Here is a 15,972-nt window from a genome sequence, read left to right as displayed (position 1 = left end):
CTATCGCGCCCTCAAGGTCGGCGGGCTTCCCAGCCTGCTGAACAAGGGCAGACGGTTCATGGCCAAGCGGTTCGGCATAAAATCCACGCCCTGAGCTTCAAGGAAACTGACGATGCACGCTTCTCGACTCCTGCCTACCAGGCGCCTGAACACCGCAACCATCCTCGCCCTGGTGCTCGCCCTGGTGCTGCTCAAGCAGATTGCCTGGCTCGTCGTCATCCCCATCTGGCAGACGCCTGATGAGCCCGCGCACTTCCATCACGTGCAGTACCTCGGGGAAACCGGGCGCCTGCCCGTCTTCGACGCCCACAAGCCCCTGACCGGTGACTCCGAGGAGGTGGGGCACACCGCGGCGCAAACCGGCTTGAACTGGGTCGCCTACCGCCCCGATCACAAGGTGCCGGTCACCGACGGCCCCGACGGCCCGCTCGAGAGTCGCCTGCGCGAGCAGCCCCCCCTGGCGCGCACCAACGACGGCAACTCCTCGGCCGCGAACTACCCTCCCGGCTACTACTACCCGGCGTCGCTGGTCTACCGTGCCTTCTGGAACGGAACGGTGGTGGACCGGGTCTTCGCCGTCCGTGCCCTGTCGAGCCTGTTCATCCTGGTGACCGCAGCCGCGGCGTTTTTCCTCTCGGGCGCACTCTGGCCCAGCCGCTTCGTGCGCGCCTGCTTTGCCCTGCTGGTCGGCTTCCAGCCCATGCTCTCCATGGCGGGGGTCTCGGTCAACAACGATGCCATCCTCATCGCGCTGGCGAGCCTCACCGCATGGACGCTCGCCGTCCAGTGGCAGCGGGGCCTGAGCCTGGGCCGTGGCGCCTTGCTCGGCTTGCTGGTGGGGCTGGGGATGCTCAGCAAGCCTCAGATGATCGTCTTCCTCGGCCTGGTCCCGGCAGCGGCCCTCGCGCAGGCGCTGTGGCGCAAGGAGGGAGCACTCGCCTGGCTGCGCGCGATGGCGGCCTTCGGCCTCGTCTTCGCCGCGTGTTACGCCCCCTGGCTCTGGCACTGCAGGCAGACCTACGGGATGTGGATGCCCTCCTTGCTCGGCGCCATCCCGGTCATGGACGTTCCCCTGCACTCCTACGTGTGGCACTACATGGTCAAGCCGGGTCTCACGCGCACGCACGATCTCTGGGTGGTGGGCTTCTGGGCGAACTTCGGCTGGCTGGACACCATGGTCTTCGATCCGGCCTACCGCCTGGTCGAGCTCTTCATGTGGATCGGGGCCCTCGGTACCTGGCGCTGGCTGCGCCGCCGCCAGACCGGCTGGCAGGTCATGCTGGTCGCCGTCGCCGCCGCCGCCGGCTTCCTGGCCTTTCTCTACATGGCCGAGTACCAGGTCTTCCGTCCCACCGGTACCCCCATGCTGCAGGGACGCTACTGGCTGCCGGTGCTGCTGCCGCTCATGCTGATCGGGTTCGGCGGGGTGCTCAACCTCTCGCCTGTAGGCAAGCAACGCGTGACCGCCGGGGTCATCGCGATCGTCGCCCTGCTGTTCAACGCCCTGTGCCTCCTGCGCCTCATCGAGCGGTACTATGTCTAAGCATCCTTCGCGCCCCCACCTCCTCTGGCAGGCCCTCTGCGCCCTGGTCGTCGGCTCGTTCGTCGTCATGGTGGCCCTCCAGGGCTGGGGGCTGCATCCCTTCACTACCGGCAATGCGCTGGCGCTGCACCTGGGCCAGTATCGCCCGGCGCTGCTCAAGCCGCCTTTCAACGTGGGGGTGTTGCTCGCCTTCTTCGCCTCGCTGGGGCTCGCCGTCGCGGTGATCGCGCGCTACGCCCTGCGGCCCGAGACGGAAGCCGGCGAGGCGATCGCCCCGGAAACGCTTGCCGATGTGGTAAAGTCTTGACCAGATGCGACCTTCCATCGAGTTGAAAAGCGCCATTCCACTCGCCACGCCCTCGCAGCCCGCGAAGGTGCTGCTGGTGGTGCCCGCCTTCAACGAGGCGGCCAGCATCGGGCGGGTCGTGACGGACCTCGCGGCGCAACTGCCGGAGGCCACGGTGCTCGTGATCAACGACGGCTCGCGGGACGAGACCTCGGCCCTTGCGCGCGCCGCGGGCTGCTGCACCGTCGTGGATCTGCCCTGCAACCTGGGCATCGGCGGGGCCGTCCAGACCGGCTTCAAGTACGCCGCGCGCAACGGCTTCGATGTGGCCGTCCAGGTGGACGGCGACGGCCAGCACAAGGCCGAGGAGATCCGGGGCCTGGTGGCCGCGCTCGAGGGCGATCGCTTCGACATGGTGATCGGCTCGCGCTTCCTGGGGATCGAGAGCTTCCGGTCGACGGCCCTGCGCCGGGTGGGCATCCGCGTCTTCGAGGTCGTCAACTCGCTGGCCATCAAGCAGCGGATCACCGACAGCACCTCGGGCTTCCGCGCATACGGCCGCGAGGCGATCGCCTTCCTCGCCCAGCACTACCCGGTGGACTACCCCGAGCCCGAGGCGGTCATCCTGCTCGGCCGCAACGGCTTCAGGATCCGCGAGATCCCCGTGGCGATGGAGGAGCGCCAGGGGGGGCGCTCGTCGATCCACGGCCTGAAGTCCGCCTACTACATGGTCAAGGTCATGCTCGCCATCGGCCTGAACCTGCTCCGGGCCCCCGTCCGCACGCGAGGCGCCTAGATGGAAGTCCAGATCTTCCGCATCCAGGTCCTGGCGGTGCTCGGCAGCCTCGCGGTGCTCGGCGCGGTGCTGAACCTGCTTCGCCAGAAGAAGCTCCGCGAGGAATACTCGCTGCTGTGGCTCGCGATCGCCCTGGCCTTCCTCGGACTCTCCCTGTGGCGCGACCTGCTGACCCGCATCTCCTTCTCCGTCGGCATCGCCTACCCGCCGGCCGCGCTCTTCCTCATCCTGATCATGGGCGCGTACCTGCTGCTCATGCACTACTCGCTCGTCATCTCCAAGCTCGCGGACAAGAACCGGGACCTGGCCCAGGAGCTGGGCCTGCTGCGCGCCGAGGTCGAGCGCATGCGCGCCGCCCTTCCCCGAGAGGAAGCCCCCCGATGACGGTCCCCAAGGTTTCGCTGATCGTCCTGAACTACAACGGGGGCGACTACCTGGAGGCCTGCCTCGATTCGCTGCGAGCCCAGACCTACCGGGACTTCGAGCTGATCGTGGTCGACAATGCCTCGGTCGACGGCTCGTGGGAGCTGATCGAGGCTCAGCGCGACGCGCTCGGCTTCCATGCCATCCGCAACGAGCAGAATCTCGGCTACTCGGAAGGCAACAACGTCGGCATCCGGGCGGCCCGGGGCGAGTACGTGCTGGTCCTCAACAACGACACGGTCTGCGAGCCCGCCTGGCTCGAGACCCTGATGCGCGAGGCCGAGGCCCGTCCCGACTGGGACATGTTCGCCTGCCAGATCCGCTCCTTCGATCGGCGTGACACCCTCGACACCATCGGGATCATCGTCTACCGGGACGGCATGTCCCGCGGCCTCGGCCGCCTCGAGCCCGCCGCGGCCTACGCCGAGGCCCGCGAGGTTTTCGCGCCGAGCGGCTGCGCGGGCCTCTACCGGCGCGGCGCCCTGGAGCGCGTCGGGGCCTTCCCTTCCGAGTTCTTCGCCTACTGCGAGGACATGGACCTGGGGATGCGCATCCGGCTCTCGGGCGGCCGCTGCTGGTACGTGCCTGACGCCGTCGTCTACCACCACTACTCGGCCACAGCGGGCAAGTACTCGCCGCTCAAGGCGTACCTGGTCGAGCGAAACCACCTCTGGGTCCGCCTGCGTACCTTCCCGCTCGGCATGCTGCTCCTGAGCCCCTGTTACACCTTCTGGCGGTACCTGCTCCAGGCCTACGGCGTTCTGGCCAAGAAGGGCGCAAGCGGGCAGTTCGCCTCGCAGGCGCCGGCCGGCGGCCTGGTGCTCATCCTCCTCAGGGCCTACTTCCACACCCTGCTCGCCCTCCCGCGGCTGATCGCCGAGCGCAGGCGCATCCGGCGCCTGCGCGCCGTCAGCTCCCGGGAGGTCTCTTCCTGGTTCGACCGCTTCGGGATCTCGGCGCGAGAACTGGCGCTCAAGGAGTAGTATGCGGCGCAAGCTCGGCCTGGTCTTGCAGCTAGTCTTCAGCGTGGCGGCGATCGCGCTGCTGGTGAGAATGACCAACCCCGCCCAGGCCCTCTCGGCCCTGAGACAGGCGAACCCGGCATGGACCGGACTTGCGATCGCCACCTGGGCCTTCATCCAGGTCCTCTGCATCGTCAAGTGGCAGTGGGTGAACCGCATCCAGGGGGTCCGTATCCCCCTCGGGCCGCTGTCCAGCGCTTACCTGGTCGGCATGTTCTTCAACACCTTCTTGCCTTCGAGCTTCGGCGGGGACGCGGTGCGCGCCTACAAGCTCGCACGGTACTCGGGGGCGACGGGATCGTCGGTGGGGTCGGTGGTGGTGGATCGGTTCCTGGCGCTGCATTCCCTCCTGGTGGTTTCGCTGGCGGCCGTGCTCTTCTCGCCCGACATGCGGCAAGCCGTGTCGCCTTCCTTGCTGGCGGCCATCCTGCTCGCGGGGAGCGCGCCCTTCGCCTTTCCTTGGTTACTTGAAAAGCCGGCATTTTCGCGCTTGCGAGATCGCTTCCCCTTGCTTCGAGAGGCGGTCGCCACGCTTGGCGCTCCCGGCGTCGGCGCGCAGACCCTGCGGGTGTGGGGGCTGGCCATCGCGATCCAGTACCTGAACGCGGTGATGCACTTCTTCTTGATCCTGGCCATCGGCAGGAGCGTCCCTTTGGCCTACGTCCTGGCCTTCGTTCCGGTCATGGTCCTCTTGACCAGCTTGCCGCTCTCGGTGAACGGCATCGGGATCCGCGAGAGCAGCCTGGTCTTCTTCCTGGGGAGGGTCGGCGTCGGATCGCCCGAAGCGCTCGCCGTGGGCGTCTTGAGCCTCGCGATGCTGCTGCTGGCCGGGGCCGTCGGCGGCGGGGTGCACCTTCTCGAGACCCTCGCCCGCCCTGCTCGCAAGGCGACGGGAGTCTAGCCATGGCCCGCCTTCTCGTCATCACCGACGACCGCCTCGGGGCGCGCATGGCAGGGCCTGCAATCCGGGCCTTCGAGCTGGCGCGCCACCTGAGCGCCCGCCACGACGTCACCTTGGCGAGCCTTCAGCCCCAGGCAGGAGAGCTGGAGGCGTCGGTTCGGATCGAGGCGGGCGTCGATCCGCGCGCGCTCCACGCCCTCGCCTCTCGCGCCGACATCCTCCTGGCGGGCGGCTACCTCTACGCCCAGCACCCCCGCCTCTTGTGCCTTGGGAAGTTCACGGTCCTGGACCTGTACGACCCCATGCTCTTCGAGGAGCTGGCCTCGCACGGCACCAGCGCGCTCGATGCCTACCTCTACGCCGAGCATCACTGCTACCTGGACGAGCAGATGCGGCGGGCGGACTTCATGATCTGCGCGAGCGAGCGCCAGCGCGACTACTGGCTCGGGCGCCTCTGCGCGCAGGGGCGCCTGGGCCCCGAGCTGTACGCCCGGGATCCGAGCGCCCAGCGCCTGCTGAGCGTGGTCCCCTTCGGGCTCCCCTCCGAGGCCCCCAGGCCGGGCCCCGCAAGGATTCGCGGGGTGCTGCCGGGCATCGACGAGGGCGCGCGCGTCTTCCTCTGGGGCGGGGGGATCTGGGAGTGGTTCGACCCGCTCACCCCCATCCGGGCGGCGGCGGCGCTTCAGGACGCGCACCCCGCGATCAAGCTCGTCTTCCTCGCGGGCAAGTCCCCCAACCCCGGCACTCCCGCCATGCCCATGGCCGAGGCGGCGCGTGCCCTGGCCCTGGAGCTCGGGGCGTTAGGGCGCTCGGTTCATTTCATCGAGGACTGGATCCCCTACCAGGACCGCGGCGCCCTGCTGCTCGAGGCCGATGCCGCCTTCACCGCCCATCGCGATCACCTGGAGACGCGCTTCTCGTTCCGGACCCGGGTGCTGGACTACCTCTGGGCCGGGCTGCCCATCCTGACCACCGCGGGCGACGCCATGGCCGATCTGGTGACGCTCGAAGGCCTCGGCGAGGCGATCGCCCCCGGCGACGTCGCCGGCTGGACGCAGGCCCTGTTGCGCCTGGGGAGCGACGATGCGCTGCGAACGGCCTGCGCCGTCCGAGCGAAGCGGGCCTCCGAGCGTTTCACCTGGGAACGCGCGATCCTCCCGCTGGCGGGCTACTGCGATGCCCCCTACCCCGGCCCCCGGGCCATCGGCCTCGCGCCGTGGCGCCTGCTGGGCCCCCTTCCGCTCATCACCAAGGGCGCCCTGGCCCTGAAGGAAGAGGGGATGGCCGGCTTGAAGGCTCGCGCCTCGCGCTACCTCGGCAAGCGCTCCGGACGAGGCGCCCCCCGTGGCTGAGATCGGCGTCGTCATCGTCACCTGGAACTCGGCCAAGACCATCGAGGCGTGTCTGAACTCGATCCCGGCCGGGGAGCCGGTGGCCGTCGTCGACAACGCGTCGAGCGACGACACCCTCGACCGGGTACGAGCGGCGCGAGCGGATGCGCTCGTCCTGGCCCAGGACGCGAACCTCGGCTTCGGCGCCGCCTGCAACGTCGGAGCTGCCGCCCTCGGTGCCCGCGACATCCTCTTGCTCAACCCGGACGCCGAGCTGGCGCGTAACACGATCGAGCGCTTGCGCGCCGCGCTCGCCTCTTCGCCCGAGGTCGGCGTGGTCGGCCCCGCCATCCACGACGCCGAAGGCGACATCGAGCTCTCCTGGGGCGCCGACCCGACCCTGTTGTGGGAATGGCGGCGGGCACGGGCCCACGCGAAGGGAGAAGTCGTGGCGCCCGAAGGCGGCGCCGTGGACTGGGTCACGGGGGGATGCTGCGCGATCCGGCGCGAGACCTGGGAAGCGATCGGCGGCTTCGATGCGGGTTTCTTTCTCTACTTCGAGGACCTGGATCTGTGCCGGCGCGCCCGCGGTGCCGGCTATCAGGTCGTCTTCTTGCCGGAAGCCACCGCCCGGCATGTGAGGGGCGTGAGTGCTCGGCAGCTCGGCACTCGGACCGAGCGTCATTACCGAACCAGCCAGCTCTACTACTATCGCAAGCATGCCTCTTGGGCCGAACTCCTGGGACTGCGCGCCTATCTCGCCATCAAGTACGCAGCCAAGGCGCTACGCACTCCTCGCCACGCCTCGATCTACCTGGAGGTCCTGGCCGCAGTCTTTCGAGGCGCCTAGAAACCCCCGGTACACTCTGGTAAGATGGGGCGATCAACATTGGAAAGGTCTCTCGCGTGCTGATTTCGGTCGTCATTCCCATCTTCAACGAGGAAGCCATCATCCCCGAGCTGCACCGCCGACTCACCGCGGCGATGGAGGGGATGCCCGAGGACTACGAGCTGGTCTTCGTCAACGACGGCAGCCGCGATCGCTCGGTGGAGCTGCTCAGGGAGCTTGCCACGCGGGACGTCCACTCGCGCCTGGTCAACCTCTCGCGCAACTTCGGCCACCAGATCGCCATCACGGCGGGGATGGACCACGCCCAGGGCGACGCGGTCGTCATCATCGACGCCGACCTCCAGGATCCGCCCGAGGTCATCGCCGAGCTCGCCGCCAAGTGGCGCGAGGGCTACGACGTGGTCTACGCCGTGCGCGAGCAGCGGCAGGGCGAGAGCCTCTTCAAGCGGGTGACGGCCGCGGGCTTCTACCGCCTGATCTCCAAGATCACCAACGTGGACATCCCCGTCGACACGGGCGACTTCCGCCTCATGAGCCGCACGGCGGTGGAGGGGCTCAAGCGCGTCCGCGAGAAGAACCGCTTCGTGCGGGGCCTGGTCGCCTGGCTCGGGTTCAAGCAGACCGGGGTCAAGTTCGTGCGCCACGAGCGCTTCGCCGGCGAGACCAAGTACCCCCTCAAGAAGATGCTGAAGTTCGCCTTCGACGGCATCACGAGCTTCTCGTTCCTGCCCCTGCAACTGGCGACCTACATGGGCTTTATCGTCTCGGGCGCAAGCTTCCTGGGGATCCTCTACGTGGTCTACCTGCGCTTTTTCACCCAGGCCACCATCGTCGGCTGGGCCTCGCTCATGGCGGTGTTGCTCTTCCTGGGCGGGGTGCAGCTCATCACCATCGGGATCATCGGCGAGTACATCGGCCGCATCTACGAGGAGGTCAAGGGGCGCCCCCTCTACCTCACCCAGGAGGTCCTGGGCTTCAAGTCGCCTTCGTCTGAACGGGTTCCAGTCCTTCGAGACGAGACCTGACGGCGGCGTCAGACTCGCCACCTGCTGGCGCGATGCCGCGCGCGCCCAGCATCGCCGCGAAGACCGCGCAAGGCCACAGTTGCAGGAAGAGTCGATCCAGTGACGTCGCGAGGTGCCACCCCAGATTCCAGGGCGTGATGAGATAGACCCCGTAGTAACCCGCCAGCATGAGGCCCACGACCGCCCAGGTGGGTCGGACGCCCCGAAGCGATCGCTCGCGTCCCGCCAGCAGCATGAACACCACGAGACCCACGGCCATGCCGTGGCCGAAGCGGTTGAATTGCTCCCAGAAGGCGGCTGCGATCTGGGCATGTCGCGCAGGATCGAGCAGGTGTGAGGCGAGCGTCCCGGCGGTCTGGGCTCCGATCACGTCGTTCGCAGGAGCGAGCGTCTTCTTGAAGGCCAGCAGCAGAAGCGCCGGTCCAGCCAGGCCTGCCCCCATCCCGGCGAGGTCGTATCGCGACCAGCGACGTCCCTTCGCCCGCACCCAGCACGCCCCCTGGACCAGCAGCATCACCAAGAGGAAGAGGCCCCCTTCATTCTTGGTCCAGGCGCCGAAGCCTGCGGCCAGGGCCGCCAGGAAGAGCCAGCGGTAGCGCTCGGAGGGAGCTGCGGCATTCGCCGAGGTCAGCAGGACAAGCGTGGCGAGGAAATAGAAGGCCAGAGGAGGCTCGGCGTACTGGCTGGCTCCATGCTGCACGAAGAAGGGGGTGCCCAGGAGCACCAGGCCTGCAAGCAGGCCTTGCGAGCGCCCCCGCAAGCGACCGACGCCCCAGACCATGAGGCCGACCGTGGCGAACGTGAACATGAACCCGATCAGTGCCGGAACGAGCTGGGTCTCCAGGGCGCCGTAGTGCCAGGCACGGGCGATCGCGGCCGGCAGGAGCAGCGGATAGTCGGGATGAGACCACGCCAAGGTCTCCGAAAAGGCATCCGTCCAGTGTGCTTCCCCCCGGAACAGGAAGCGGGCGCGCAGGTTCCAGATGGCCCATGCATCCCATCCGCCGTGCGGGTTGTGGATGGCGTTGACCCCGAACCCTAGCATGCTCACGAACACCGCGCCGGCAAAGAGGATCTCCGACAAGCGCTCCCAAAGGCTCCGGGGATGGGGCTGCATCGGTGGCCCCCCCGCTGACGAGCGCTTCCGCCAGGCCAGCATGCCAAGCAAGAGAAAACAGGTCCCATCGACAAGAAGCAGGCCGTGACGCCAGGGTTGCAGAACGGCGAGCCAGAGCAGATAGGTCAGAGATGACTGGGCCAGACCGAAGCCCACTGCCAAGCTGATCGTGCCCGTCCGGGCCCCGCCGCGAGAGTGGCCCCCCTCGAATGGGAGGACCAGGTACGTCACAAGCCAGCCGTTGACCAAGGCCAAGAGAAGGGCCAACAGTGAGCCGATCAAGGCGCGATCCTCTGCAGCAAGGCCAAACCGTCGTCATCACCCGCCACCAGGGTCCACTCCCCCGAAGGAGGCACCCCGACCTGACTCAGGACGAGACGCGGCAAGGCATCCATCCTCAGTTGCAGGGGGGCCAAGGTGTACTGAGCCCGGTAGTAGTCGGAAACGGCTTGTCCATCCGTCAAAATGCTGTCGGAGGCGACGGCGCAAAGATAGCCCAGCTCTCCTCGGGTGGGCAGGTGGGAAGCCAGCTTCGCGAAACGCCGCTCGTAGCGCGACACGGAGTCCTCCTCTCGCAACTGGGCGCGAAAGGTCTCGTCGGTCAGGACCCGCCAGGCATCAGCGGGAACGGCTAAGCCGACGCGCTGCAGGCAGTAGAAAGCGAGCAACAGGGCTGCGACGTGCGGCCTCCAGGACAGGAGGCGTCTCCAGGGAACGCGCATGGCGGCGTTAACGCGGGAGTCGAGAACGGAAGACGAAGCGATCGTACAGGAAGTAGTTCGCGATCGCGGCCAGGCCGATGCCGATGGCCGCATTCAGGAGGTAGTGCACTCCCACCTGGCGCAGGCCCGAGAACAGGAACAGGCGTGCTCCCGAGGTCACCAGGACCGCGCCGTGGAAGCGCAGGAACTGAGCCCACATTCCCCCCTGGCGCTCGGTGGCCTTCCAGACCCAGAGCCGGCAGAGCGTGAACTGGAAGACGACGCTCAGCTCCAGCGCGATCAGGTTGGCGAGGTCCTCGCGCCAGCCGCCGCGCAGCGCGCACCACGCGACCAGAACGTGCAGCAACGCGAGGTTGAAGACGGCCGAGGTGCCTCCGGAGACGGCAAACCTGCCGACCTTTGCCGCGAGCGATGAGGGGGGGGCGACCGTGTCCATTTCGTGCATGCCATCAGTCTAGCCCGACTTGAGAGTGCACGACAAGGCGAAAGCAGCATGGCTTAGCGTTTCCCGGGGCTTTGTCATATAATTGATCGGTTTTTCGCCGTCGAATGTTGAGGAGACCCATGCGCCTTTCCGTCGTCATCCCCGTCTACAACGAGATGCGGACCCTTGCCGAGATCCTCCGCCGGGTCGAAGCGGTGCCGGTGGACAAGGAGATCATCCTGGTCGACGACGGCTCCAAGGACGGCTCGCGCGACTTCCTGGACGGCCTGCGGGGCAAGCCCGGCTACGTCATCGTCTTCCAGCCCCGGAACATGGGCAAGGGCGCGGCCCTGCGCGAGGGCTTCCGCCAGGCCACCGGCGACGTGGTCATCGTGCAGGACGCCGACCTCGAGTACGATCCGGCCGAGTACCCCTTCCTGATGCAGCCCATCCTCGAGAACAAGGCGGACGTGGTCTACGGCTCGCGCTTCGCGGGCGGCCCGCACCGGGTGCTCTACTACTGGCACTCGGTGGGCAACAAGTGCCTGACCATGGTCTCCAACATGCTCACCAACATCAATCTCACCGACATGGAGACGTGCTACAAGCTCTTCCGGCGCGAGGTGATCCAGAGCATCCCCCTCCAATCCGACCGCTTCGGCTTCGAGCCGGAAATCACCGTCAAGATCGCCAAGGCCGGCTACCGTATTTTCGAGGTCCCTATCAGCTACAATGGTCGCACCTACGAGGAAGGCAAGCACATCGGCCTCAAGGATGCCTTCGAGGCCATGTGGGTCCTGCTCAAGTACCGATTCCTCGATCGCACCCCGATTCGCAGGGCCGAGCTGAGCGCCGTCGTCCCGGCCCACCGGCAAGAAACCCTCGAACGGCGCTAAATCCGGGATTCCGGGTATTGTGAATCATCCCTTTCCGGTTTCCGTCGCGCCGAGCGCGGCCATCCCATCCAACCAATGAGGAAGTTCGAATGAAAGGTCTGATCCTGAGCGGCGGCAAGGGCACGCGCCTGCGCCCCATCACCCACACGGCGGCCAAGCAGCTCGTGCCCGTGGCCAACAAGCCCATCCTCTTCTACGCCATCGAGGCCATGAAGGAGGCGGGGATCGAGGACATCGGGATCATCATCGGCGAGACCGGCGCCGAGGTGCGCGCGGCGGTGGGCGACGGCTCCCGCTGGGGCGTCAAGGTGACCTACCTCCCCCAGGAGGCCCCCCTGGGCCTGGCGCACGCCGTCAAGATCTCCGAGGAGTTCATGGCGGGCGAGCCGTTCGTCATGTACCTGGGCGACAACCTCATCCGCGGCGGCATCAAGAGCTTCGTCGACGAGTTCAAGGCCAAGAAGCCCGACGCGCAGATCTTGCTCGCTCGCGTGCCCAACCCCAACCAGTTCGGCGTGGCCGTGCTCAACGACGACGGATCCGTCAAGATCCTCGAGGAGAAGCCCAAGGTCCCCCAGTCCGACCTCGCGCTCGTGGGGGTCTACCTCTTCTCGCAGGCCATCTTCCGGGCGGTCAATACCATCCAGCCCTCGCCGCGCGGCGAGCTCGAGATCACCGACGCCATCCAGTACCTGATCGACCAGGGCCAGCAGGTGCTGCCCCACGTCATCTCCGGCTGGTGGAAGGACACGGGCAAGCTGACGGACATGCTCGAGGCCAACCGCATCATGCTCGACGACCTCGTGTCCGACGTGCAGGGCGAGCTGGTCGGCAACTGCCAGATCCAGGGCCGCGTCGTGATAGCCCCCGGCGCCCGCCTCGAGAACTGCGTGGTGCGCGGTCCTGCCATCATCGGCGAGGGGTGCAAGCTCACCAACACCTTCATCGGGCCCTACACCTCCATCGACGAGAACGTGACCATCACGAGCGCCGAGGTCGAGCACTCCATCATCCTCTCGGGTAGCTCGATCCTCGACATCAACGGCCGGATCGTCGATTCCCTGCTCGGCAAGAACGTCGAGGTCACCCGCGGCGAGCTCAAGCCCAAGGCCTATCGCCTGATGGTCGGCGACAACAGCCAGTTCAGCATCGTGTAGAGGAAGGACGAGAACACGCCAATGAAGATCCTCCTCACCGGCGGCGCCGGCTTCATCGGGGGCAACCTGGTTCGCCACATGCTGACCGCGCATCCGACCTACTCCATCGTCAACCTGGATGCGCTGACCTATGCGGGCTGCCTCGAGAGCCTGTCGGACGTCAGCGCCAACCCGCGCTACACCTTTGTCCACGGCGACATCTGCGACGCCGCCCTGGTGGACGAGGTCATGCAGGGGGTGGACGCGGTCATGCACCTGGCCGCCGAGTCCCACGTGGATCGCAGCCTCACGGATCCCGCCGCCTTCGTGCGCACCAATGTCCTGGGGACCCAGGTCCTCCTGGATGCGGCCAAGCGGCACAAGGTCGAGCGCTTCTTGCACGTCAGCACCGACGAGGTCTACGGCAGCCTGGGCGCGACCGGCTTTTTCACCGAAGAGACGCCCTACGCGCCCAACAGCCCCTACTCGGCCTCCAAGGCCGGCTCGGACATGCTGGCCCGGGCCTACTTCGAGACCTTCGGGTTCCCCACGATCATCACCAACTGCTCGAACAACTACGGCCCCTACCACTTCCCGGAGAAGCTGATCCCGCTCTTCATCACCAACCTGATGGATGATCAGTCGGTGCCCGTGTACGGGGACGGTCTCAACGTGCGCGACTGGCTGCACGTCGAGGACCACTGCCGCGCCCTCGACCGGGTGCTGCACGCGGGGACCCCCGGCCAGACCTACAACATCGGCGGGCACAACGAGAAGACCAACCTCGAGATCACCCGCCTCGTCCTCGAAAAGCTCGGCAAGCCCGAGAGCCTGATCCGCTACGTGCAGGACCGCCCCGGCCACGACAAGCGCTACGCCATCGACGCCTCGAAGATCGAACGTGAGCTTGGCTGGGTGCCTTCGTACACCTTCGAGACCGGCATCGAGCAGACCATCGCCTGGTATTTGGCCAACGAGGCCTGGTGGCGCCCCCTCAAGCAGCGCGGCCTCGACGCGGCGCGGGCCAAGGCCAACCAGCTCGCCCAGTAGGGTAATCAAGGAGACCTCATGCAAGTTTGCGTCATCGGCACCGGCTACGTCGGCCTCGTCACGGGCACCTGCCTCTCCTACCTGGGGCATGACGTGGTGTGCGTCGACAACAACCCGGTCAAGATCGACCAGCTGCGCGCCGGCCAGTCGCCCATCTACGAGCCGGGCCTCTCCGAGCTGCTCACCCACTGCATCAAGCAGAGCGGCGCCCAGAAGGGGAGCCTGCGCTTCACCCTGTCGATCGAAGAGGGGGTCCGCCCGGCGGACGTGGTCTTCATCGCCGTGGGCACTCCGCCGCAGCCCTCGGGCGAGCCCGACCTCCAGTACGTGGAGGCCGTGGCGCGCGCCATCGGCGCGGCCCTCGACCCCTCAAAGCCGCGGGTCGTCGTCAACAAGAGCACGGTGCCCATCGGCTCGGGCAACTGGGTCGAGATGCTGGTGCGCGAGGGCGTCCACGCCCTGCAGCCCGCCGGTCTGCACGGCACCGGCAGCCTGGGGGCGCCCCTCGGCGACGAGCCCGTCTTCATGGTGGCCTCCAACCCCGAGTTCCTGCGCGAGGGCTCGGCCATCGGCGACACCCTCTATCCCGATCGCATCGTGGTCGGTGCCCACGAGCCCGAGGCCCTCTCCCTCATGCGCCAGCTCTACGCGCCCATCCTGGAACAGACCTTCAAGGCCCCGAGCGTGGCGCCTCGCCCTGAGAGCTTCGGTGCGGTGCCCCTGGTGACGACCGACCTGCCGTCGGCCGAGATGATCAAGTACGCGGCAAACGCCTTCCTCGCCACCAAGATCTCCTTCGCCAACGAGGTCGCGAACCTCTGCGAGAAGGTCGGCGCGGACGTGGTCGAGGTGGCCCGCGGCATCGGTCTCGACGCCCGCATCGGCCAGCGCTTCCTCAACGCCGGCGCCGGCTGGGGCGGCTCGTGCTTCGGCAAGGACGTCTCGGCCCTGGTCTCGATCGCCCGCGAGTACGGCTACGAGCCCCAGATGCTCAAGGCGACCATCGAGGTCAACCAGGCCCAGCGCCAGCGCATCGTCCAGAAGCTGCAGGACCAGCTCAAGATCGTCAAGGGCAAGACCATCGGCCTTCTGGGGCTCGCGTTCAAGCCCAACACCGACGACCTGCGCGACGCTCCGGCCCTCGACATCGCCCACACCCTGATCAGGATGGGCGCCCGGGTCAAGGGCTACGACCCCATCGCCATGGACGCCTGCAAGGCTCAGAACCCGAACCTGGACCTGGTCTACGCGGCCGATCCGACGGACCTGGCCTGGGGCTGCGATGCGGTGGTCGTGGTGACCGAGTGGGACGACTTCAAGCGGCTCGACCTGGCCCAGCTCAAGGCCGTCATGCGCTCCAACGTGCTGGTGGATGCCCGGAACATCTACGATCCGGCGACAGCCGAGCACGACGGCTTCGTCTACGTGGGCGTGGGGAGGTAAGGATGCGCATCGTCGTCACGGGTGGGGCGGGCTTCATCGGGTCGCACCTCTGCGATCGCCTCGTTTCCGAGGGTCACCGGGTGGTCGTGGTGGACAACCTTGTCACCGGCTCGCTGGCCAACGTCCAGCACCTCCAGAGCAGCACCCTTTTCGAGTTCATCCACCACGACGTGAGCAACCACATCCACGTGCAGGGCGAGGTGGACTGGGTGTTGCACCTGGCCAGTCCCGCCAGCCCCATCGACTACCTGGAGCTGCCGATCCAGACCCTGAAGGTGGGCTCGCTCGGGACCCACAACGCCCTGGGGCTCGCGAAAGCCAAGGGGGCGAAGTTCTTGCTGACCTCGACCTCGGAGGTCTACGGCGATCCCCTGGTCCACCCGCAGCCCGAGAGCTACTGGGGCAACGTGAACCCCATCGGCCCGCGCGGGGTGTACGACGAGGCCAAGCGCTTCGCCGAGGCCATCACCATGGCCTACCACCGGACCCACGGCGTGGACACGCGCATCGTCCGCATCTTCAACACCTACGGGCCGCGCAACCGGCCGGATGACGGGCGGGTCGTGCCCTCCTTCATCAACCAGGCTCTGCGGGGCGAGCCCTTGACCGTCTTCGGCGAGGGGCAGCAGACCCGCAGCTTCCAGTACGTGTCCGACCTGGTCGAGGGGATCCGCCGGCTGATGGACTCGGGGGTGAGCGAGCCGGTGAACATCGGCAACCCGGTCGAGTTCACCATCCTGGACTTCGCCAAGCGGGTCATCGAGATGACCGGCAGCAAGAGCGAGATCAGCTATCGGCCGCTGCCCCAGGACGATCCCAGGACCCGTCGCCCGGACATCTCGCGGGCCAAGGCGCTGCTCGGCTGGGAGCCGAGGGTCATGGTCGACGAGGGGCTGGTGAAGACGATCGATTACTACCAAGCGCTGCTGAACAACCAGGTTTCGCTGGCCTAGCCATGCCTGAGATCCCCCGCCCCCCGGTGGGGCGGGGCTAGGGGTGGGGGGATA

General features: G+C 67.3%; 17 protein-coding genes. 14 read left to right on the top strand and 3 right to left on the bottom strand.

Going from position 1 to position 15,972, the window contains the following annotated elements:
* The first annotated feature begins 112 nt into the window (after window positions 1-112).
* The 9 genes from V6D00_01940 to V6D00_01900 are packed head-to-tail and all read left to right on the top strand — an operon-like array spanning window position 113 to window position 8,177.
* Window positions 113-1,543: a DUF2142 domain-containing protein gene (locus V6D00_01940; protein ID HEY9897918.1), complete on the top strand. Its 1,431-nt coding sequence runs from the start codon at window positions 113-115 to the stop codon at window positions 1,541-1,543.
* Window positions 1,536-1,850, top strand: coding sequence for a hypothetical protein (locus V6D00_01935; GenBank protein HEY9897917.1), 315 nt, complete (start codon window positions 1,536-1,538; stop codon window positions 1,848-1,850). Before V6D00_01940 ends, V6D00_01935 begins: the two co-directional genes overlap by 8 nt.
* A gap of 4 nt (window positions 1,851-1,854) precedes the next feature.
* On the top strand, window positions 1,855-2,625 hold the full coding sequence (locus V6D00_01930; GenBank protein ID HEY9897916.1) for a glycosyltransferase family 2 protein: 771 nt from the start codon (window positions 1,855-1,857) through the stop codon (window positions 2,623-2,625).
* Entirely contained in the window at window positions 2,626-3,009 is a 384-nt protein-coding gene (locus tag V6D00_01925; protein HEY9897915.1) for a DUF2304 domain-containing protein, read from the top strand. It abuts the gene before it with no gap.
* The gene (locus tag V6D00_01920) at window positions 3,006-4,031 is read left to right on the top strand and encodes a glycosyltransferase family 2 protein (protein ID HEY9897914.1); all 1,026 of its coding nucleotides are present in this window, start codon (window positions 3,006-3,008) and stop codon (window positions 4,029-4,031) included. The genes V6D00_01925 and V6D00_01920 overlap by 4 nt, the downstream gene beginning before the upstream one ends.
* Before the next feature lies 1 nt (window position 4,032).
* Window positions 4,033-4,971 carry a lysylphosphatidylglycerol synthase transmembrane domain-containing protein gene (locus V6D00_01915; GenBank protein ID HEY9897913.1) on the top strand — a complete coding sequence of 313 codons (939 nt, stop codon included), beginning with the start codon at window positions 4,033-4,035 and terminating at the stop codon, window positions 4,969-4,971.
* 2 nt (window positions 4,972-4,973) lie between these two features.
* Window positions 4,974-6,323: a hypothetical protein gene (locus tag V6D00_01910; GenBank protein ID HEY9897912.1), complete on the top strand. Its 1,350-nt coding sequence runs from the start codon at window positions 4,974-4,976 to the stop codon at window positions 6,321-6,323.
* Window positions 6,316-7,152: a glycosyltransferase family 2 protein gene (locus V6D00_01905; protein ID HEY9897911.1), complete on the top strand. Its 837-nt coding sequence runs from the start codon at window positions 6,316-6,318 to the stop codon at window positions 7,150-7,152. The genes V6D00_01910 and V6D00_01905 overlap by 8 nt, the downstream gene beginning before the upstream one ends.
* A 56-nt stretch (window positions 7,153-7,208) precedes the next feature.
* Window positions 7,209-8,177, top strand: a complete 969-nt coding sequence (locus V6D00_01900; protein ID HEY9897910.1) for a glycosyltransferase family 2 protein — start codon at window positions 7,209-7,211, stop codon at window positions 8,175-8,177.
* Here V6D00_01900 and V6D00_01895 read toward each other — a convergent pair.
* From V6D00_01895 to V6D00_01885, 3 genes are all read right to left on the bottom strand, one after another.
* Window positions 8,128-9,261, bottom strand: coding sequence for a glycosyltransferase family 39 protein (locus tag V6D00_01895; protein ID HEY9897909.1), 1,134 nt, complete (start codon window positions 9,259-9,261; stop codon window positions 8,128-8,130). The genes V6D00_01900 and V6D00_01895 overlap by 50 nt on opposite strands.
* A 311-nt stretch (window positions 9,262-9,572) precedes the next feature.
* The gene (locus V6D00_01890; protein ID HEY9897908.1) at window positions 9,573-9,854 is read right to left on the bottom strand and encodes a hypothetical protein; all 282 of its coding nucleotides are present in this window, start codon (window positions 9,852-9,854) and stop codon (window positions 9,573-9,575) included.
* A gap of 169 nt (window positions 9,855-10,023) precedes the next feature.
* Complete coding sequence (locus V6D00_01885) at window positions 10,024-10,452, bottom strand: GtrA family protein (protein ID HEY9897907.1); 429 nt, start codon at window positions 10,450-10,452, stop codon at window positions 10,024-10,026.
* Window positions 10,453-10,580: 128 nt separating this feature from the next.
* On the opposite strand from V6D00_01885, the gene V6D00_01880 reads away from it, so the two are divergent.
* The 5 genes from V6D00_01880 (at window position 10,581) to V6D00_01860 (ending at window position 15,918) form a co-directional block, all read left to right on the top strand.
* Window positions 10,581-11,336 carry a glycosyltransferase family 2 protein gene (locus tag V6D00_01880; protein ID HEY9897906.1) on the top strand — a complete coding sequence of 252 codons (756 nt, stop codon included), beginning with the start codon at window positions 10,581-10,583 and terminating at the stop codon, window positions 11,334-11,336.
* Between the two features lie 89 nt (window positions 11,337-11,425).
* Window positions 11,426-12,493: a glucose-1-phosphate thymidylyltransferase gene (locus V6D00_01875; protein HEY9897905.1), complete on the top strand. Its 1,068-nt coding sequence runs from the start codon at window positions 11,426-11,428 to the stop codon at window positions 12,491-12,493.
* A gap of 21 nt (window positions 12,494-12,514) precedes the next feature.
* Entirely contained in the window at window positions 12,515-13,522 is a 1,008-nt protein-coding gene (gene rfbB / locus V6D00_01870; GenBank protein HEY9897904.1) for a dTDP-glucose 4,6-dehydratase, read from the top strand.
* Between the two features lie 18 nt (window positions 13,523-13,540).
* On the top strand, window positions 13,541-14,965 hold the full coding sequence (locus V6D00_01865; protein HEY9897903.1) for a UDP-glucose/GDP-mannose dehydrogenase family protein: 1,425 nt from the start codon (window positions 13,541-13,543) through the stop codon (window positions 14,963-14,965).
* Window positions 14,966-14,967: 2 nt separating this feature from the next.
* Window positions 14,968-15,918: a UDP-glucuronic acid decarboxylase family protein gene (locus V6D00_01860; GenBank protein ID HEY9897902.1), complete on the top strand. Its 951-nt coding sequence runs from the start codon at window positions 14,968-14,970 to the stop codon at window positions 15,916-15,918.
* Window positions 15,919-15,972 lie beyond the last annotated feature (54 nt).

The sequence above is a fragment of the Pantanalinema sp. genome (assembly GCA_036704125.1).
GTDB lineage: Bacteria > Cyanobacteriota > Sericytochromatia > S15B-MN24 > UBA4093 > JAGIBK01.
The sequence above is the reverse complement of the archived record's forward strand: the minus strand, read 5'-3'. Positions and strand labels throughout refer to the sequence as shown.